Source organism: Streptomyces sp. JK94 (assembly GCF_053613315.1).
Genome location: NZ_JBSICH010000009.1, coordinates 132,881 through 150,729 on the forward strand (window position 1 = coordinate 132,881; position 17,849 = coordinate 150,729).

At 74.5% G+C, this 17,849-nt stretch carries 14 protein-coding genes and 5 pseudogenes; 9 read left to right on the top strand and 10 right to left on the bottom strand.

Translation table 11 applies throughout. The features are described from left to right. Nucleotides 1-13: 13 nt before the first annotated feature. From ACVV2G_RS09710 to ACVV2G_RS09725, 4 genes and pseudogenes are all read right to left on the bottom strand, one after another. Nucleotides 14-514, bottom strand: a pseudogene (locus ACVV2G_RS09710) (methylated-DNA--[protein]-cysteine S-methyltransferase); the annotation flags it as partial. After that, a complete protein-coding gene (locus tag ACVV2G_RS09715; protein ID WP_453842216.1) occupies nt 511-2,007 on the bottom strand; it encodes a bifunctional transcriptional activator/DNA repair enzyme AdaA in 1,497 nt (498 codons plus the stop codon). The pseudogene ACVV2G_RS09710 and the gene ACVV2G_RS09715, both read right to left, overlap by 4 nt. A 75-nt stretch (nt 2,008-2,082) precedes the next feature. Next, nucleotides 2,083-3,183, bottom strand: a complete 1,101-nt coding sequence (gene rsgA / locus ACVV2G_RS09720) for a ribosome small subunit-dependent GTPase A (protein WP_453842217.1) — start codon at nt 3,181-3,183, stop codon at nt 2,083-2,085. 728 nt (nt 3,184-3,911) lie between these two features. After that, nucleotides 3,912-5,231: a radical SAM protein gene (locus ACVV2G_RS09725; RefSeq protein WP_453842218.1), complete on the bottom strand. Its 1,320-nt coding sequence runs from the start codon at nt 5,229-5,231 to the stop codon at nt 3,912-3,914. Between the two features lie 105 nt (nt 5,232-5,336). On the opposite strand from ACVV2G_RS09725, the gene ACVV2G_RS09730 reads away from it, so the two are divergent. Then, the gene (locus tag ACVV2G_RS09730; protein WP_453842219.1) at nt 5,337-6,593 is read left to right on the top strand and encodes an FAD-binding protein; all 1,257 of its coding nucleotides are present in this window, start codon (nt 5,337-5,339) and stop codon (nt 6,591-6,593) included. Between the two features lie 191 nt (nt 6,594-6,784). Then, nucleotides 6,785-7,450 carry a maltokinase N-terminal cap-like domain-containing protein gene (locus ACVV2G_RS09735; RefSeq protein WP_453842220.1) on the top strand — a complete coding sequence of 222 codons (666 nt, stop codon included), beginning with the start codon at nt 6,785-6,787 and terminating at the stop codon, nt 7,448-7,450. A gap of 67 nt (nt 7,451-7,517) precedes the next feature. Here ACVV2G_RS09735 and ACVV2G_RS09740 read toward each other — a convergent pair whose 3' ends face one another. Beyond that, nucleotides 7,518-8,042, bottom strand: coding sequence for a hypothetical protein (locus ACVV2G_RS09740; RefSeq protein WP_453842221.1), 525 nt, complete (start codon nt 8,040-8,042; stop codon nt 7,518-7,520). Next, entirely contained in the window at nt 8,039-9,751 is a 1,713-nt protein-coding gene (locus ACVV2G_RS09745; protein ID WP_453842222.1) for a PHP domain-containing protein, read from the bottom strand. The genes ACVV2G_RS09740 and ACVV2G_RS09745 overlap by 4 nt, the downstream gene beginning before the upstream one ends. A gap of 150 nt (nt 9,752-9,901) precedes the next feature. On the opposite strand from ACVV2G_RS09745, the gene ACVV2G_RS09750 reads away from it, so the two are divergent. Continuing rightward, nucleotides 9,902-10,492: a TetR/AcrR family transcriptional regulator gene (locus tag ACVV2G_RS09750; RefSeq protein ID WP_453842223.1), complete on the top strand. Its 591-nt coding sequence runs from the start codon at nt 9,902-9,904 to the stop codon at nt 10,490-10,492. Here ACVV2G_RS09750 and ACVV2G_RS09755 read toward each other — a convergent pair. After that, the gene (locus tag ACVV2G_RS09755; RefSeq protein ID WP_453842224.1) at nt 10,489-11,241 is read right to left on the bottom strand and encodes an isocitrate lyase/PEP mutase family protein; all 753 of its coding nucleotides are present in this window, start codon (nt 11,239-11,241) and stop codon (nt 10,489-10,491) included. The genes ACVV2G_RS09750 and ACVV2G_RS09755 overlap by 4 nt on opposite strands. Further along, a complete protein-coding gene (locus tag ACVV2G_RS09760; protein ID WP_453842283.1) occupies nt 11,238-11,705 on the bottom strand; it encodes a hypothetical protein in 468 nt (155 codons plus the stop codon). Before ACVV2G_RS09760 ends, ACVV2G_RS09755 begins: the two co-directional genes overlap by 4 nt. 117 nt (nt 11,706-11,822) lie before the next feature. Here ACVV2G_RS09760 and ACVV2G_RS09765 point away from each other — a divergent pair, with 117 nt between their 5' ends. Then, nucleotides 11,823-12,359 carry a hypothetical protein gene (locus ACVV2G_RS09765; protein ID WP_453842284.1) on the top strand — a complete coding sequence of 179 codons (537 nt, stop codon included), beginning with the start codon at nt 11,823-11,825 and terminating at the stop codon, nt 12,357-12,359. A 36-nt stretch (nt 12,360-12,395) separates the two neighbouring features. On the opposite strand, the pseudogene ACVV2G_RS09770 reads toward ACVV2G_RS09765, so the two are convergent. Beyond that, nucleotides 12,396-12,955 (bottom strand): annotated as a pseudogene (locus ACVV2G_RS09770) (glycoside hydrolase family 43 protein); the annotation flags it as partial. Between the two features lie 209 nt (nt 12,956-13,164). Between ACVV2G_RS09770 and mmuM the strand changes: the two are divergent. Further along, nucleotides 13,165-14,079: a homocysteine S-methyltransferase gene (gene mmuM, locus ACVV2G_RS09775; protein WP_453842225.1), complete on the top strand. Its 915-nt coding sequence runs from the start codon at nt 13,165-13,167 to the stop codon at nt 14,077-14,079. 905 nt (nt 14,080-14,984) lie between these two features. On the opposite strand, the pseudogene ACVV2G_RS09780 reads toward mmuM, so the two are convergent. Then, a pseudogene (locus ACVV2G_RS09780) lies at nt 14,985-15,203 on the bottom strand (hypothetical protein); the annotation flags it as partial. On the opposite strand from ACVV2G_RS09780, the pseudogene ACVV2G_RS09785 reads away from it, so the two are divergent. The 4 genes and pseudogenes from ACVV2G_RS09785 to ACVV2G_RS09800 all read left to right on the top strand — a co-directional run. Then, nucleotides 15,192-15,686 (top strand): annotated as a pseudogene (locus ACVV2G_RS09785) (Scr1 family TA system antitoxin-like transcriptional regulator); the annotation flags it as partial. The pseudogenes ACVV2G_RS09780 and ACVV2G_RS09785 sit on opposite strands and share 12 nt — an antisense overlap. Nucleotides 15,687-15,712: 26 nt before the next feature. Beyond that, nucleotides 15,713-15,865, top strand: a pseudogene (locus ACVV2G_RS09790) (DUF397 domain-containing protein); the annotation flags it as partial. Between the two features lie 233 nt (nt 15,866-16,098). Next, nucleotides 16,099-16,485, top strand: coding sequence for an STAS domain-containing protein (locus tag ACVV2G_RS09795; RefSeq protein WP_453842226.1), 387 nt, complete (start codon nt 16,099-16,101; stop codon nt 16,483-16,485). A gap of 109 nt (nt 16,486-16,594) precedes the next feature. Next, the gene (locus ACVV2G_RS09800) at nt 16,595-17,821 is read left to right on the top strand and encodes an NAD(P)/FAD-dependent oxidoreductase (protein ID WP_453842227.1); all 1,227 of its coding nucleotides are present in this window, start codon (nt 16,595-16,597) and stop codon (nt 17,819-17,821) included. The last annotated feature ends 28 nt before the right edge of the window (nt 17,822-17,849 follow it).

Sequence of the window (17,849 nt, forward strand, 5' to 3'; positions counted from 1 at the left end):
TACCGGCGGCGCCGACGCCCTCCAGGGTGAGCAGCCGGGTCTTGCGGTCGAGGCCGCCCGCGTATCCCGTCAGGGAGCCGTCGGCGCCGATCACCCGGTGGCAGGGGCGCAGGATCAGCAGCGGGTTGGCGCCGATCGCGCCGCCGACCGCGCGTACCGCCGGCCGGGAGACCCCGATGCGCGCGGCGATCTCGCCGTACGTCGTGGTCGCGCCGTAGGGGACGGCGTCCAGGGCGGCCCACACGCGTTCCCGGAAGACGGTGCCCGCGGCGCGCAGCGGCAGCCGGAACTCCGTCAGCTCCCCGGCGAAGTAGGCGGCGAGTTGCTCCTCGGCCGCCCGGAAGGGCCCGGCGTCGTGCCGCCAGCCGTCCTGGACGCTCCGGCCGCCTTTCTGCCCGGGCACGGACAGGGAGGTGAGCGCCCCGTCCGGGCCGGCGGTGAGCAGCAGCCGGCCGAGGGGGCTGTCCACCTCGGTCCAGTAGGTCGGGACCGGGGTCGGGATGGTGGTCGTCATCGGTTCTGCTCCCACTCTCCTGCTGCGCGCAGGTGGTTCAGGGCGTACGAGCGCCAGGGGCGCCAGGTGTCGGGCACGGCGGTTCCGGGCGGGGCGACGTCCGGGTCGCCGAGGGCGCGGGTGCGGACGACGGCGGCCGTGCGGGCGTCCACGCCGGGCACGGCGAGCAGCGCGCGCTCGGCGTCGTCCCGGTCCGCGCCCGGGTCCAGGCGTACGGTGCCGTCGGCGAGCGCGGCGGCGAGCGCGCCCGGGGTGCCGCCGGGTTCGGCCCCGGCGAGGACGGCCGGTTCGGGGAAGAGGTGGGTGAGGGTGCCGCACGGCGCGTCCAGCGCCCTGCCGTACCGCTGGACCAGGCGCTCGGCCTGCGCCCGCCCGACCAGGGCGCGTACGGCGAGTTCGCCGGGGTCGGCGGTGCCGGGTGAGCGCAGCCCGGGGCGGGCGGCGACGAGGGGGGCGAGGCGGGGGTCGGCGCCGAGCCGCTCGTCGACGGCGTACGGGTCGGCGTCGAGGTCGAAGAGCCGCCGCAGCCGTTGCACGGAGGTGGTCAGGTCGCGGAGGTCGGTGAGGTGGAGGCGGGCGTCGAGCCAGCCGCCGGGGCCGGTGCGCGGTCCGCCCGGCCGTTCGTCGACGGCGACGATCCCGGTGCCGTACGGCAGGCGCAGGGTGCGCCGGTAGATCCGGCGGCCGGGCGGGCCGCTGATCTCCTCGACGCCCGCCACCGCTTCGTGCTGGAGCAGGTCGAAGACGGGGCCGCGCCGGTAGGGGCCGCGGTGGGCCAGGCGCAGGGGGATGCCGGCGGAGGGGGTGGCCCCGAGCCGGGCGTTCCGGTCGCGTGCCGGGGCGGCGGCGCGCAGCGCGCTCGGGGTGGCCGCGTACACGGCCCTGATGGTGTCGTTGAACTGCCGCACGCTGGCGAATCCGGAGGCGAACGCGATCTCGGTGACCGGCAGGCCGGTGGTCTGCAGCAGGATGCGCGCGGTGTGCGCCCGCTGGGCGCGGGCCAGGGCCACGGGCCCGGCGCCGAGTGCGGCGGTGAGCTGCCGCTGCACCTGGCGGGCGCTGTAGCCGAGCCGGCCGGCGAGTCCGGCGACGCCCTCGCGGTCGACGACGCCGTCACCGATCAGTCGCATGGCCCGGCCCACGACGTCCGCGCGGACGTTCCAGTCCGCCGAGCCCGGTACGGCGTCCGGGCGGCACCGCCGGCAGGCCCGGAAGCCTGAGCCCTGGGCGGCGGCGGCCGTCGCGAAGAACCGCACGTTGCGCCGCTTCGGGGTGACCGCCGGGCAGCTGGGCCGGCAGTAGATGCCGGTCGTCTCGACCGCGAAGAAGAACGCCCCGTCGAACCGGGCGTCCCGGCTGCGCACGGCCTCGTACCTGCTGTCCTCGTACCTGCTGCCCTCGGGCTCCGCGCACGCGGCGTGCTCCCTCACGTTCTCCGTCACGCCGTCCAGTCTCCGCCGGCCCGGAGGACCGGGCTGGCGGAAATCGGACATCGCGTCGGAGGCCGCGCCGAGGGGGCGCGTGCGGGGCGGTCCCGGGGCCGCTACCGCACGCGTCCCATGGGACCGCTACCGTACGCGGCCCCTCTTGGCCTCCATCGCCGCCTTCCCGATGGCGCCCCGGCGCTTCCATTCCTTGCGGATCTCGGCGCGCAGGCGGGCATCGGTTTTGGCGACGATGCGCTGGTTCTCCCGCAGGAGTTTGCGGTAGCTCTCCAGCCGGCGTTCGGGCAGCTCACCGCTGTCGATGGCGGCGAGGACGGCGCAGCCCGGCTCGCTCTCGTGGGCGCAGTCGTGGAACCGGCACCCGCGTCCCAGTTCCTCGATCTCGGCGAACACCTGCCCGACCCCGTGGCCCGCGTCCCAGAGCCCGACGCCTCGCAGCCCGGGGGTGTCGATCAGGACTCCCCCGCCGGGCAGGGCGAGGAGGTTGCGGGTGGTGGTGGTGTGCCGGCCCTTGCCGTCGACCTCCCGGATGGCCTGGACCCCCATGACGTCCTCGCCGAGCAGCGCGTTGGCGAGGGTGGACTTGCCTGCGCCGGACTGCCCGAGCAGCACCGCCGTGCCCCCGCACACGACGGCGGCGAGGACGTCGAGCCCCTCCCCGCGCTCGGCGCTGACCGCCAGCACCGGCACGCCGGGCGCGGCGGTCTCCACGTCCTGGACGAGGTGCGCCAGGGTCACCGGGTCGGGGACGAGGTCGGCCTTGGTGAGGACGACCACGGGCTGCGCCCCGGACTCCCAGGCGAGGGCGAGGAACCGTTCGACGCGGGCGAGGTCGAGTTCGGCCGCGAGCGACACGGCGACGATCGCTTGGTCGACGTTGGCCGCGAGGATCTGCCCCTCGGACCGCTTGGAGGAGGTGGAGCGCACGAAGGCGGTACGGCGCGGCAGGTACGTCCGTACGTAGCGCGGGGTGCCGTCCGGTTCGACGGCGACCCAGTCGCCGGTGCAGACCACGCGCAGGGGGTCGTGCGGGGTGACGAACGCGGTGTCGGCCCGCAGGACCCCGCCGGTGGTGGCGACGTCGCACTGGCCGCGGTCGACCCGGATCACGCGGCCGGGCAGCAGCCCGTCGGCGGTGTACGGGGCGAAGGCGTCGGCCCAGTCCTCGTCCCAGCCGTAGGGGGTCAGAGCGGAGTGGGCGGTGAAGACGGAGGTGGAAGTCAAGGGGTGGCCCTTCGAGGGGCGGCCCCGGCGCGAGACTCAGGAAGGCTGAGGTCAGCCGGCGGCCACGGAGGTGGACTTGATGGTTTCCTGGTTGCGGGCAGCGCCCGTCGCAACGACAGCCATCGGTCGACACCTCCTTCTCGATCCTGTGCCCCCACCGCACGGCGATCACCGCATGGTGTGCCGCCACAGTAGCCGGTGGGCGCCACGGCCCGTCAACGGCTTTTTCCGGTCCGCGTCCCGGGCCCGCAGCGTCAGGCGCTCCCGCGCTCCCGCGCTCCCGCTCTCTCCCGCACTCCCGGCCGTTCAGCGTGACGTCGTACGGCGGGGCCTTCCTGCCGCGCCAGGACGCGAGGGCGCCGACGGTGGTGGCGGTGACCGGTGGCGGTGGTGTCCTGGAAGCCGTCGGGCCACTGGTCGACGAGGCAGCGGGCCCGGCAGGGGGGCCGCCTCGCCCCTCGTCCGGGGCCGGACGAGGGGCGAGGCGGCCGTAGCACACGACGCGGGCCCGGTGGCCGCCGTCCGTCGCGTCCGGTCGGCGCGGTCGTCGTCCGTCGCCGGGCTCCCGGCGCCGGGGCGCGCCTCGGCGGCGCGGCGGCGCTGTGCCGGGTGCGCGGGACCGCCCCAGCCGGTCACGACGGCGGCGAGGGCCCCGGGCAGCCGGCCGCCGTGCGCAGGGTGCCCGCAACCGGCGGGGCGGGGCGCGGCCCGCCGGCAGGGACGTCGGCTCACACCTCGACGGGTGCGTCCTCCGGCAGGCTGTCCATGAAGGAGCTGACGGAGAAGACCGCGTTGCCGGCGCCGGGCGGGCCGTAGCCGGGGGGCGAGGAGAGGCCGAACTCCTCCATGGTCTGCCGGTAGGCCTGGAGCAGCCGGATGTGGTACTCCAGCGGCGCGCCCTGCGGGTTGGCCTTGCCGAGCGGGGTGGTGGGCTCGGGGCACCAGGTGGTGAAGCGGGGGGTGATGCCCTGCGACATGAAGAAGCGCAGGCCCTCGGTGGTGGAGGCGATGGCCTCGTCGACCGTCTTGAAGCCGAAGGGCTCGGCCATCTCGACGCCCGCGACGAAGTTGGGGATGACGTTGCGCGCGCCGAAGACGTCGGTGGAGTCCAGGATGCGCTTGTGCCACTCGTCGCGGCCGACGTACCGCTCCTTGCCGGGGCAGTACATCTTGAACAGGTACTCGTCCCACACCTCGAAGTTGGGGTGGTAGATCTGCACGCCGTAGTCCTTGAAGCGCTGGACGTCGGGCTTGGGCAGTGCCTGGGCGACGACCTTGCCGATCCAGCGGCCGGGGAAGCGCTCCTCGATGGCCTTGGCGTAGTGGCCGTAGAAGTCGGCCTCGTCGCGGCCGGAGACCGTCTTGGTGATCGCGCCGCCGGTGAGGGTGTAGGCGGTGGAGGCCTTCGCCGTGTCGTAGCGGTCGATGATCTCCAGGGCCTCCAGCACCTCCTCCACGTCCTTGACGCCCGTGTAGGGCCGCCCGGCCGCCTTGTGCTGGCGCCAGTTGTGGTTGATGTCGCAGTACTGGCACTCCTCCTTGGCCCCGAAGTACTGGCAGACCCGGAAGACGGTCAGGTAGATCAGGTAGCCCCACTGGATGGTCGGGGCCACCTCCATGACCGACTTCCCGTTGGAGAGGGTGTGCCGGTAGTACTCGGGCATGGGCGGCACGCCGACGTCCGAGATCCGCCTGCCGTCGAGGTACAGGCCGAGCTGGTCGTGCTCGTCGGCCGCGACGCGGTACGGGGAGGACGGGTTCACGCGGACCGAGACGACGGTGCGGCGCAGGTCGTAGGGGCCGCCGGTGAGGATGATCTCCTCGGGCGGGCGGCGCAGCGCGGCCTCGCCCAGCTCGGGCAGGGTGCCGTGGTCGAAGGAGAAGATGAAGTACGACTTCGGCTTGACCTCGCCGTCCTCGTTGTCACTGAGTGCGGAGGGGTCGAAGGCCACCCCGCCGCGGAGCAGGTCCTCCTTGAAGACGGCTTCCCGCGGCACATGCGGAAAGCGCTCCATAAGATCCTCGACCAGCGCGGTGCGGCTGCCCATCCGTGTCTCCTCCCGGCTCAGGCGTTCGACTTCTCACGGTATGCCCCCGCCCGTGCGGCTTCCCGCCCGGGGCCCCTCCAGGCGCGCCGGGTAGGTTTCCGCGGTATGACCGACATCACCGTGACCAACTGGGCCGGCAACATCACCTACGCGGCCAAGGAGCTGCTCCGGCCGGACTCACCGGGCGCGCTGCGGGCCCTGGTGGCGGACAGCGCGCGGGTGCGGGTGCTGGGCAGCGGGCACTCCTTCAACGAGATCGCCGAGCCGGGCGCCGAGGGCGTCCTGCTGTCGCTGGCCGGCCTGCCGGCGGAGGTGGACGTCGACTCCGCGGCCCGTACGGTGCGGGTGGGCGGCGGTGTCCGGTACGCGGAGCTGGCGCGGCGGGTGCACGGGCGGGGGCTGGCGCTGGCGAACATGGCGTCGCTGCCGCACATCTCGGTCGCCGGGTCGGTGGCGACCGGCACGCACGGTTCGGGGGTGGGCAACGGCTCGCTGGCGTCGGCGGTGCGTGAGGTGGAGCTGGTCACGGCGGACGGCTCGACGGTGACCGTCGCGCGGGGCGACGAGCGGTTCGGCGGCGCGGTGACCTCGCTCGGCGCGCTGGGCGTGGTGACGGCGCTCACCCTCGACCTGGAGCCCGCCTACGAGGTCGAGCAGCACGTCTTCACGGAGCTGCCGCTCGCCGGGCTGGACACGGCGGTCTTCGACACGGTGATGGCGGCGGCGTACAGCGTGAGCCTGTTCACGGACTGGCGGGCCCCCGGGTTCCGGCAGGTGTGGCTGAAGCGGCGCACCGACCAGCCGCTGCCGGAGTTCCCGTACGCCGCGCCGGCGGCCGTGAAGACGCATCCGGTGCCGGGCATGCCCGCGGTCAACTGCACCGAGCAGTTCGGCGTGCCGGGGCCGTGGCACGAGCGGCTGCCGCACTTCCGCGCCGAGTTCACGCCGAGCAGCGGCGCCGAGCTGCAGTCGGAGTACCTGATGCCCCGCGCGCACGCCCTGGACGCCCTGCGCGCGGTGGACGCGATACGGGAGACGGTCGCGCCGGTGCTCCAGACCTGTGAGGTGCGCACGGTCGCCGCCGACGAGCAGTGGCTGAGCCCGGCGTACGGGCGGGACACCGTGGCGGCGCACTTCACCTGGGTCGAGGACACGGCGGCGGTGCTGCCGGTGGTGCGGCGGCTGGAGGAGGCGCTGTCCCCGTTCGCGGCCCGGCCGCACTGGGGGAAGGTGTTCACGACGCCGGCGGGCGGGCTGCGCGCGCTCTACCCCCGGCTGGGGGACTTCCGGGCGCTGGCCGGGGCGCTGGACCCGGCGGGGAAGTTCACGAACGCGTTCGTGCGCGGGGTGCTGGAGGGCTGAGCGGCTCCGGTCGCCGCGGCCGGGCGCGGGCCGGCACCTCGTGTGCGTCCTGCGGGTCCTGCGCGACCTGCGCGACCTGCGGGTCCTGCGCGTCCTGGGGCGCGTCCGGCGGGAGGCGGCACCGCGCGGCCGGGTCCGGTGGATGGCAGGGTGGGCACCACGCGTCCGGTCGACGAAAGGGGACTGCCGGCATGGCCGTCATCCACCACACCACGCTCCGTCCGACCAAGCTGGAGCTGCTCGCCGCCTGGCTGCCCTCCCGGCCGTGGTACTCCGGCGGGGACGAACCGGAGCTGTCCAAGGCCGGCGGCTTCCGGCTGGACGACCCGCGGGGCGAGGTCGGGATCGAGTTCCTGGTGGTCAACGACGCCTCCGGCGCCCGCCCGGCCACCTATCTGGTGCCTCTCACCTATCGCGGTGCCCCGCTGGACGGGGCCGGGCACGCCCTCGTCGGCACCATGGAGCACGGGGTGCTGGGGCGGCGCTGGGTGTACGACGGCTGCCACGACCCGGTGTGGGCCGCCCAGTTCACGGCCCTGGTCGAGGGCCGGGTGCAGGCCCAGGACCAGGACACCAGCGACCTCCCCGACCGGGAGGTCACCCGCTCCCGCACCGGTGACGGTCCCGTCCCCACGGTCGTCGGCAGCCCGCCCGCCGACGACCCGTCGGGCACCGAGCTGCACGCACCGCACGGCGCGAGCCTGCGCCTGTACCGGGTCCTGCACCCCGTCCCGGACGTCGCGTCCGCCCTGCCGCCGGAAGCGGCCGGTCACGTGGCCGGCTCCTGGCGGCTGCCGGACGGCACCCGCGCGCGGGGGCTGTTCGCCGTCCTGCGCACCGGCCCGCGTTCCCGTTAGTCTCCGGCCCGCATTCCCGTTGGTCGCCGTCAGCGGGCCGGCCCCCGTTCCCGTCGTCCCCCGGCCCTCAGTGGTCCGCGCAGCACGGGGTCGGGTCCGGGTCCTCGAACGGCACCAGGGCGCCGCCCGCGGCGGGCATGGCGGCCAGGACCAGGCGTCCGTCCCGCCACTGCGGGCGGACGTGCTCCCGGGTGACCAGCCGGGTGTCCGGGGAGGGTTCGTCCGGGGTGCCCAGTACGGTCACGCGGTCGATCGCGGAGCGCGCGAGCAGCTCGGCGAGCGTGAGCGTGCCGGTGAGGGCGTCCGCGCCCGGGTAGAGGACGGCGCGGCCGGCCTCGTCCGGGGCCCCGTCGCGGACGTCGTACCCCTGGGCGGTGAGCCGGTCCCGGGCGGTGCGCAGGACCGGCTCCGCATCGGAGGCCAGGGACAGGACCACGCGCGGGCGGTCGTCCCGGACCAGGTGCGTGCAGCCGAAGACGTCCTCGGGGAGGGCGAGTTCGGCAGCGAGGGCCTGGAGCAGGTGATCGGCCTCGCGCAGCGTCGTCGTCCCGGTGTCGATGCCGATGGCGTACGGCGCGGAGGGCGGCGTCACGACGGCAGGATCCATACCGGGTTGGAGTAGAACCACAGGTCGCGCCACGGGTCGGCGTCGCCGACGACGTCGATGGCGGGGCCCGCCGGGTCGACCTTCGCGCCCAGCGCGCCGACGGCGGACCGGTTGCCGTCGGTGCCGCGCGTGCGGAGGTAGACGGGGTGGTCGACGCGGCCGAGGTCGTAGGTGAGCCGGACGGTCCCGGAGTCCTTGTTCACCTCGTACGACTTGACCACCCGGGCCGTCGGCGCGGTGAAGGTGTCCTTGTCGGCGGCCAGGCCGGTCACGTCGCCCTGGATGACGTCCACGCGGGCCAGCTTCGGGGTGAATCCGGCCCAGTTGGGGCCGCCGGCCATGGCCACGTCCATCGAGAGGGTGACCCGGGTGCCCTTGCGGACGTGCAGGGCGCCGCCGAGCGTGGCCCAGCGGCCGCCGCCCGAGACGCGGACGTCGAGGCCGCTGATGAGCTGCCCGTGGTCGACCCAGATGCGGCCGGCGCGGATGCCGTCCATGACGGCGGCGTAGGAGAAGCCGTCGGAGCCGACGTGGGTGCGGCTGTACTGGCCGGGCCAGAAGTCGCCCTGGGTGACGTCGATCTGCCCGGCGTAGACGGGGTCGTCGTAACGGCCGTTGGCGGCGAAGTCGCCGCCGCCTCGGGCGGCGGTGTCGGCGTACACCTGGTGGGAGTCGGAGTTGGCGGTGATCCACCAGGGGCGGCCCTCGGCGATGAGGCTGTCCCACAGGCCGCCGACGGTGGCGGTCATCCAGTCGAAGCCGCCCCAGGTGCGGTAGCTCTCCAGCGGGTAGCCGGCGAAGGAGTTGGCGCCGGGGCTGCCGTCGTAGATGCCGCGGGCGCGGCCCATGCCGAGCGGCTGCGGCAGGCCGGCGGCCTGGTGGCCGGGGGCGCCCTCGAAGCCGACGGCGATCTGGTGCTGCCGGGGGGTGGCGTCGCGCCAGGCGCGGATCTCGTGCGGGGAGTCGATGCCCTTGCGCGCCGGGTGGTTGGCGAGCATCAGGGCGTCCTCGACCTTGCGCCGCTTCACCTGGTCGGCGAGGAAGGAGAGACCGGCGACCGCGAGGGCCTCGTTGGCGGGCGTGGAGTCGCCGGCGCCCTTGACGCTGCCGTCGTAGTCGGTCTCGAACTGCTTCAGGACGGAGACCTCGTTCTTGCCCGGGTGGACGAAGACCGTGCCGTGCTCGGCGGCCGGGATGTTCCACTCCAGGCCCTGGAAGACGAGGGTGTCCTCGTGGGCGGTTCTGGCCTCCCGGATGTCCGGGTTGACCTTCTCGACGCCGATCTTGGCGTGCGTGGTGCTGCCGTGGTCGGTGATGACCATCCAGTCCATGCCGTGCCGGGCGCCCTGGCGGACCTGGTCGACGACGCGGTACTTGCCGTCGCTGCTGTACTGCGTGTGGATGTGGTGGTCGCCGGCGAGCCAGAGGAAGCCCTTCTTGCTGCGGCCGTTGCCCGCGGCCTGCGCGGGGGCGGCGGTCGCGGTCTGGGCGAGGACGGAGCCGGCGGCGAGTCCGGCGCCGAGCAGGCCCGCGCGGCGCAGCAGCCCGCGGCGCGACTGCTGTTCGGGGTTGAGTGCCTCGTCGGGGACGCTGGTGTCGAAGGCGGCGGGCAGGGCCGGCGCGGTCTCGTGGTCGTGCGGGTGTGCGTGTCCGTGGTGGTGATGGCCGTGCGTGTGCCCGTGTCCGTGCCCCATGAAGATCCTCCTGGATACCGCCGCCGTGCGCGGCTTCGAGGAGAATCGACGCAAAAGATGAACGTTGAACGACGTGGGGATGAGCCCCACCTGCCACCCTGCCTGCCCTAACAAGAAACCTAGGATTCCTAGGAAACGGGAAGGTGGTCCGTGCCCCGAGCCGGTCTCACGACCGACCGCGTCGTCGCGGCCGCCGCCGACCTCGCCGACGCGACCGGGTTCGAGAGCGTCACCGTCTCCGCGCTCGCCCGGCACTTCGGGGTGAAGGACGCGAGTCTGTACACGCACGTCAGGAACCTCCAGGACCTGCGCGTCCGGGTGGCGCTGCTGGCCGGCGGCGAGCTGATCGACGAGATGGCGTCGGCAGTGGCCGGGCGGACGGGCAAGGAGGCCCTCGCCGCCTTCGCGGGCGCCTACCGCGCCTACGCCCTGCGCCACCCCGGCCGGTACGCCGCGACCCGGATCCGCGTCGGCCAGTCCGCCGTCGCCGGCTCCCCCGCCCTGCGCCGCACCGCCGAGATCACCTACGGGATGCTCCGCGCCTACGGCCTGACCGAACCCGACCTCACGGACGCCGTCCGCCTGCTGCGCAGCACCTTCCACGGTTACTGCGCCCTGGAGGCCACCGGCGGTTTCGGTGCCCCGCGCGACGTGCAGGCCTCCTGGGACAAGGCGGTCGACGCCCTGCACGTGGCGCTGGAGCACTGGCCCCGCGAGCGGCCCGGCGGGAGCGGGAGCTAGCCGCTCAGCCGCCGCACCTCCTCGTACGTGGGCGCCGCACCGCCCGGGGTGCGGCCCGCGGCGATGTCGGCCGCCGTCTCCAGGGCGGCGCCCAGCGCCCGGCGGTACAGCAGCGAGCCGAGGCTGACGCGGCGCACGCCCAGGTCGGCGAGGTGCGCCAGGGTCGGGCCGGCGGGCGAGTGGAGGATGTTGAGCGGTACGTCGAGACGGGCGACGAGGGCCGCGATCCGGCCGGGGTCGGTGAGGCCGGGGACGAAGACGCCGTGGGCACCGGCCTCGCGGTAGGCGTCGAGGCGGCGCATCGTCTCGGCGAAGGACCCGTCGCCCGACCAGTACGTGTCGGTACGGGCGTTGACGAACAGGCCCGGGGCCGCCGACCGGACCGCGGCGATCTTCGCGGCGTGCCGGCCGACGGGGCCCAGAGCGTCCTCCAGGTTGATGCCGACGGCCCCGACCGTCGCCAGTTCCCGTGCGAACTCCCCCACCTCGTCGGGGTCGTCGCTGCAGCCGTCCTCCGCGTCCACGGACAGCAGGAACGGCTCCGACCCCAGGGCCAGGGCCAGCCGCAGTGTCTCGTCACGGGTCGCCGCGGTGCCGTCGGGCAGGCCGGCCGCCGCCGCGACGCCGAGGCTGGTCGTGCCGACCGCCGCGAAGCCCCGCCCGGCGAGGGCGAGGGCCGAGGCGTGGTCCCAGGCGCACGGCAGGAGCAGCGGCGCGCCTGCCCGGTGCAGGCGGGCGAAGGCGGTCACGACAGGTCACCGACCGCGTCGGCGTAGTGGACGGACTCCTCCAGGTGCGCGGCGAGTTCGCGGAAGCTCCAGCCCTCGCCCGGCGAGCGGTCGAGCTGCTCGTCGGTGAGCGCGTCGAGGCGGTTGGCCCAGATGCGGGCGAGCCGGGTGAGGCGGCTGCGGGCCTCGTCGAGGTCCTGCGGCGTGAAGGGGGCGCGGTCCGCCGCCGTGGTGACCGCGGAGGCGTGCCAGTGGTCGGGCTGCGTCCGCTGTCCGGCCAACCGGGCCTCCAGCTCGGCGAGGTGGTCGGTCACGTGGTCGGCCGTCCGCCGGATCGCCTTGTGCGGCGTGTGGACGCGGCCGTCGGCGTGCACGGGACGCCCGTCCCGGCCGGGCCAGGTGGCGGCGAGCGCGAGGACGTGGTCGACCATGCCGGTGACGGCGCCGGCGGACGTACGGGCGGTGGCGGTGTGCGTGTCGCTCATCTCCCCGACGCTATGCGCCGGTTGCTTCGGTGGCGGCCGAAGTGTCCTGGTCCCCGGGCGGGTACCCGCACCGTCGTGCGACGTCATCACGAGGCCACTACTACCCGAGGGGTGTGCATGGAGAGGCCCGAGCACCGCGACGACGGTTTCACGCGGCGTCGGCGGGACAGCCTGTGGGCGATCGGCCTGGGGGCCCTGGCCGTCGGGGTCGTGGTCCGGTTGTTCTTCGACGGGGCGGCGGCGTGGCCGTCGGCCCTCCTCGGTGCCGCGCTGATGAGCGTCTGGGCCGTGTTCCTGGTGCGGCGCCGCCGCCGGCACGACGCACGGGACACCGGCGCGGAGCCGGAGGACGTGCCCGCGATGGAGCGGCGGATCCTCAAGGGCGGGCCGCCCCCCGAGGATCCGCGGCGCCGGCAGGCCATGGCCGTGCTGGTCGAGTCCCGTCAGCGGCGACTGCGGCGCCACCGCTGGTGGGCGTTCCCGCTCCTGGCCCTCATCTTCTTCGGTACGTCGGTCCTGTGGTTCGTCGTCGGGTCCGTCACGGCCGGGAGCCTGACCCTCGTCCTCGCGCTCGTCTCCCTCGGCTGGATGACCTGGTCCCACCTCCGTTTCGACCGGCGTCTGACGCAGATGAGGCACCGGCTGCGGGCCTGAGCCCCGTCCCCGGGCGCCCGGTCGGCGGGGCGTGTCCGCCGTGCCGGCGACCGGAACGCCGAAGTCCGGGGTGCCGTCCGCCTTCCGGCGGAGCCTCTGGATACGCGGGTGTGCCGGTTGGGATCGTGCAGCGGATCTCCGTCGGTCTCCTTGTACTAACGGGCGTGGTGGACGAGGACGTCGGTGCGGCCGTCCCGGTCGACGGTGAGGCAGTTGTGGCCGGGGCCGTACTGGCCGTTGGCGTCGTTGCTGGTGAAGACGGGGACCGGCGACTTCGACCAGTTCGCGGGGTCCATCAGGTCGGCGTCGGCGTCGGCGGTCAGCAGGCCCATGCAGCAGTTGGCGTCGGTGGCGCTGGCCGAGCAGGTCATGAACAGCCGGCCGTCGCGGGCGACGACCGACGCGCCCTCGTTGACCTTGCAGCCGACGCACTCCCAGTCGTACTCGGGCGTGGAGATGCGTGCCTGGGGGCCCTTCAGCGTCCAGGGGTTCGCCCTCTCCGACAGCCACAGGGCGGTGTTGTTGTCCATGCCGGGCTCGTGCTGCGCCCAGGCGAGCCAGCGGACGCCGCGGTGGGTGAAGGTGGTGGCGTCGAGGGGCGACAGGGCGCGCGACACAGCTCGTTCGTCATGCCGAACGCCATCTGCGATGACGAACGTCGAAAAGGTAAGGGCGTGGCAGGGAGAGGTCAACGGGTCCGGCGCCGGCCGTCCGCGACGCGTCGGCTGCCGGGCGTCCGGCGGCGGGGAGGGAAGGAGCGGCGCCCGGACAAGACCGCCGTCCCCGGCCCGTCTAGCCTCGTGACATGACCAGCGACTTCGCCGACGCCCTCGCCTCCGGCCACCCGCTCGTGCTCGACGGCGGCCTGTCCAACCAGCTGGAGTCGGCGGGGCACGACCTGAGCGACGACCTGTGGTCGGCGCGGCTGCTCGCCGAGGAGCCCGAGGCGGTCACCGCGGCCCACCTCGCCTACTTCGAGGCGGGCGCGGACGTGGCGATCACCTCCAGCTACCAGGCCACCTTCGAGGGCTTCGCCCGACGCGGCATCGGCCGGGAGCGGGCGGCCGACCTGCTCACGCTCAGCGTGGAAGCGGCCCGGGAGGCCGCCCGCCGGGCCCGGGTGGACCGCCGCCTGTGGGTGGCGGCCTCGGCCGGCCCGTACGGGGCGATGCTCGCGGACGGCTCGGAGTACCGGGGCCGGTACGGACTCGGCGCCGGGGAACTGGAGCGTTTCCACCGGCCCCGCCTGGAGGTGCTGGCCGCCGCCCGGCCGGACGTGCTCGCACTGGAGACGGTCCCCGACACCGAGGAGGCCGCGGCGTTGCTGCGGGCGGTGCGGGGACTGGGTGTGCCGGCCTGGTTGTCGTACACCGTCGCGGGCGGCCGCACCCGCGCCGGCCAACCGCTGGAGGAGGCCTTCGCCCTGGCCGCGGATGCGGAGGAGGTGATCGCGGTGGGGGTGAACTGCTGCGCCCCCGAGGACGTGGCGGAAGCGGTCGGGACCGCCGCGCGGGTCACCGGCAAGCCGGTCGTGGTGTATCCCAACAGCGGGGAGGCCTGGGACGCGCACGCCAGGACGTGGCGGGGGCGTTCGTCGTTCGCCGCGGAGCAGGTACGGGCCTGGCGGGCGGGCGGCGCCCGAGTGGTCGGCGGCTGCTGCCGGGTGGGGCCGGACACGATCACGTCGATCGCGCGGATGCTCACCGTTCGTCGGCCGTGACCGTGGGGCCGCCCGCTTCCTCGTCGGTGTCGTGCCTCCACGGGCCGCGTCAAGGGCGCTCCCTGCGGTCGCGTCGCCTTCGGCGACGGCCCTGCGGGCCACCCTGGCCCCGGCCCGCTCCGGCACGGGTCAGAAGCGAGCGGGCGGCCCGGGGAAGGCGGTGGCCCTTCCCCGACGGTCCCGTCCGCCGTTGAACAGTCCCCGGACGCCGAGGCGCGCCGGCACCTCACCAGCACGCCGCGCCGTCTCGGCGGCTGACGGATGGTGGATGGTGCGGTGACGCGACGCCCCCGCCGGGACGGCAGGCCGCGCCACCCGGCGCTGCGTGGGCGGCGTGCGGTCAGGTCGACGGCAGACAGTGGCACGCGCGCCCTTCCCGCCGCACCGACGATGACGACGGCGGCGGGCGGGTGCCGGTCCCCCACCCCTCTCGAAAAGCGTGAACACTTCGGGCCGAAGTGTTCACGCTTTTCGAGAGGGGTCCGCCGTACAGGCCCCCGCCCGGCCCTTCCGTACAGGAGGAACGGACTGTCGGCAGCGGACCGTGACGCCAGTCACCGAGACGACCCGGTGCACCACCACCCGACCGCCGCGCTCCCACACCACCCACTCACTCACCCGCCCACCCGCAGTCAGCCGCCGAAGCAACCCGGCGTGCCGCCACCGGAACCATCGCACCACCACCGCACCCCTCACCCGCCGTCAGCCGCCGAGACGGCCCGGCGTGCAGGCGAGGCGCGAGCGCGCACCGCCGACGCCGGGCCACGGCACAACCTGCGCCCGACCGCGAACCCGGTTCGGCCACCCGTCTCCCCGGGCCGCCCGCCCGCTTCTCACCCGTGCTGGAGCGGGCCGAGTCAAGGGTGGCCCGCAGGGCCATCGCCGAAGGCGACGCGCAGCGCCCTTTACTCGGGTCGCGGAAGCACGACACCGACGAGGAAGCGGGCGGCCCCCACGGCCCCTCCTCCAGCACCCTGGGCGAAACCCACCTCGCACCACACCACCTTGCCGGGGTCCCGCTCCCCCACGCCCCACGCGTCCGCCGGCTCCGACACGAGCAACAACCCCCGCCCGCCCTCTCGAGGCTCCCCGCCGAACACCGACGGCACCACCGGCACGCCGCCCCGCTGTCGTGCACGCAGCTCGACGAACTCCTCGGCACGCAAGGGGTGTTGTCGCCGGCGCCGAGCAAGATGCCGGAGGTGGATCTGGTCTCCCTGTGGGCCGAGGAGTACCTGGACCGGGAACGGGAGGCCCTCGCCATCTCGCCGTACGGGAACCAGGTGCTGCCCGGCCTGCTTCAGAGGGAGGCGTACGCCTGGGCGGTGTTCCGCAGCCGTGTGCCGTTCTACGGCGAAGACAGGATCGCCCAGTTTGGCGACGGCACGTATCGAACGACAGGCGATCCTGCACCGCGAGGAACCGCCGATCACTGGAGACACCCCAACATCAGCGACTCGCCTACACGGAAACCCAACGCGGCGGCCAACTGGTCGCCGACCCGGACGAGGTGGCGGTCCTCACCCGGAAACGTGCGATGCTGCGATCACAGGCCCTCACACCCGAGGAGCACGAGAGGTCTTCTGGGCCGTCTCCTGGGAGAGCAACGAGCAGCACCGCACTCGAGTGGGTCAAGTCGAGCTACAGCGGCAGCGAAGGCGGCAACTGCGTAGAAGTCGCCTACCAACCCGCCACCATCCACATCCGCGACTCCAAGACCGACTCCCCCACCGCCCCCCCCATCACCGTCGCGCCCGACGCCTGGACCGTCTTCCTCGCATGGTGACCCCGGCCTCCCGCAGGCCGCCCTCCGCGTCGCGCGGACCGTACGCCGTACGGATGCGGTACAGGTGCTCGGCGACCGACCGGCCGACGCGGCGCGCGGTAGCCGTGTACGACCGCCGAGCCGGCCGGCGCCGGGTGCCCCGGCAGTGGCGGGGGCCTGCGGCGGGACGCCCGCCGTACCTTCTCGTGGCCGGCAGCCTCCGGGGCGCTCCGTCCGGCGCCGTTGGAGGGACAATGGGAGACACGCACGCCCGCCCGCAACGCGCCGCCGAGGAGGCCGTCGTGACCGTCGACCCTCATCGCCCGAGCCGGCCCGCCCCCGTGACGATCGTCGAGGCCGACGAGCAGCACGCCGTTCTGGCCTTCGCCGGCGACCTGGACGCGTCCGCGCTGCGCCTCCTGGAAGAGCTGCTCCTCGACCACCGGCTGCGGCGGCCGGGCGCGTGGACCCTGGACATGAACGACCTGGCGCGCATCGACCTCGCCTGCGCCTACGCACTGTTGCGTGCGGTCACCCGGGCCCCGGTACCGGCCGTCCTGACCGTCCGCGGGGCCCGTCCGGCGGTGCACCGCACCCTGCGGCACGCCGGGCTGGACGCCGTCGCCGGCTTCGTCGAGTAGTCGGGGGCCGCGTCACCCGCCGACCACCGCCTGCGATCCGCGTCACACCTGTCACACGGGACGGTCCTCCGGTGTCTTGAGGCTGTAGGCCCCAAGCGAAGGAGACACCATGACCGGGAACACCCAGGTGGTCGTGATCGGCGGCGGTTACGCCGGGGTCATGACGGCCAACCGCCTGACCCAGCGCGACGACGTGACCGTGACGCTCGTCAATCCGCGTTCGGCCTTCGTCGAGCGCATCCGCCTGCACCAGCTGATGGCGGGCGGGACCCACGACGCGGTCGTCGACTACCGGAAGGTGCTGGCCGAGGGTGTCCGGCTGGTGGTCGACACCGTGACACGCATCGACGCGGACGCACGCGGCGTGACGCTGGCGGCCGGCGGCACGCTCGGTTACGACTACCTGGTCTACGCGGCCGGCAGCGGCAGCGCCGACCCGCGCGTGCCCGGCGCGGCCGAGTTCGCCCATCCGATCGCCTCCCTGGAGGAGACCCAGCGGCTGCGGGCGCTCATCGACGCGACGCCCGCCACGGCCCCGGTGACGGTGGTCGGCGCCGGTCCGACGGGTATCGAGGCCGCCGCCGAGCTGGCCGAGGCGGGACACGCCGTGACCCTGGTCTGCGGCGGGGTGCTCGGCCCGTACCTGCACCCCCGGGGCCGCCGCTCGGTCGCCGGGCGGCTGGCCGCACTGGGCGCGACCGTGCTCGACGGGCCCGGAACGAAGGTGACGGAGGTGACCCGTGATGCCGTGCGGCTGGACGACGGCCGCGAGCTGCCGAGTGCGGTGACCGTCTGGACCGCGGGTTTCGGCGTGCCGGACCTGGCCGCGCGCAGCGGGCTCGGCACCGACGCCGTGGGCCGGCTGCTCACCGACGAGACGCTGACGAGCGTGGACGACGTACGGATCGTCGCGGCCGGGGACTCGGCGGCGCCGTCGGGGCTGCCGTTGCGGATGAGCTGCCAGGCCGCCATTCCGCTGGGCGCACGCGCCGCCGACACGGTGCTCAGCCGGATCGCGGGCGAGCCGCCCTCGCCCCTCAACCAGGCGTTCGCCGGTCAGTGCATCAGCCTGGGCCGGGGCGGCGGCATCTTGCAGTTCGCCCACCGGTACGACGTCGCGGTGTGGTTCCACATCGACGGCCGGCCGGGCGCGCGGCTCAAGGAGATGGTGTGCTCGGGGACCGTCAGGCACCTGGCGGCCGAGGCGCGCAAGCCCGGTTCGTACGGCCTGCACCGGATCCCGGGGGGCGGCAAGCGCCGGCGGCTGCTGGCGGCCGGGCACGGCGGGGCACCGCTCACCGCCGAAGCCGCGGACCGGCCCGGAACCGGATCATGACGGAAGGCTCCGCCTTCGGCCGGGGCGA

What these genes read in the sequence shown, in the direction of transcription:
- ACVV2G_RS09715 (WP_453842216.1), bottom strand. Translation starts at nt 2,007, where the DNA reads ATGTCCGATTTCCGCCAGCCCGGTCCTCCGGGCCGGCGGAGACTGGAC.
- ACVV2G_RS09725 (WP_453842218.1), bottom strand. Translation starts at nt 5,231, where the DNA reads ATGGGCAGCCGCACCGCGCTGGTCGAGGATCTTATGGAGCGCTTTCCG.
- ACVV2G_RS09730 (WP_453842219.1), top strand. Translation starts at nt 5,337, where the DNA reads ATGACCGACATCACCGTGACCAACTGGGCCGGCAACATCACCTACGCG.
- ACVV2G_RS09735 (WP_453842220.1), top strand. Translation starts at nt 6,785, where the DNA reads ATGGCCGTCATCCACCACACCACGCTCCGTCCGACCAAGCTGGAGCTG.
- ACVV2G_RS09745 (WP_453842222.1), bottom strand. Translation starts at nt 9,751, where the DNA reads ATGGGGCACGGACACGGGCACACGCACGGCCATCACCACCACGGACAC.
- ACVV2G_RS09760 (WP_453842283.1), bottom strand. Translation starts at nt 11,705, where the DNA reads ATGAGCGACACGCACACCGCCACCGCCCGTACGTCCGCCGGCGCCGTC.
- ACVV2G_RS09765 (WP_453842284.1), top strand. Translation starts at nt 11,823, where the DNA reads ATGGAGAGGCCCGAGCACCGCGACGACGGTTTCACGCGGCGTCGGCGG.
- mmuM (WP_453842225.1), top strand. Translation starts at nt 13,165, where the DNA reads ATGACCAGCGACTTCGCCGACGCCCTCGCCTCCGGCCACCCGCTCGTG.
- ACVV2G_RS09795 (WP_453842226.1), top strand. Translation starts at nt 16,099, where the DNA reads ATGGGAGACACGCACGCCCGCCCGCAACGCGCCGCCGAGGAGGCCGTC.
- ACVV2G_RS09800 (WP_453842227.1), top strand. Translation starts at nt 16,595, where the DNA reads ATGACCGGGAACACCCAGGTGGTCGTGATCGGCGGCGGTTACGCCGGG.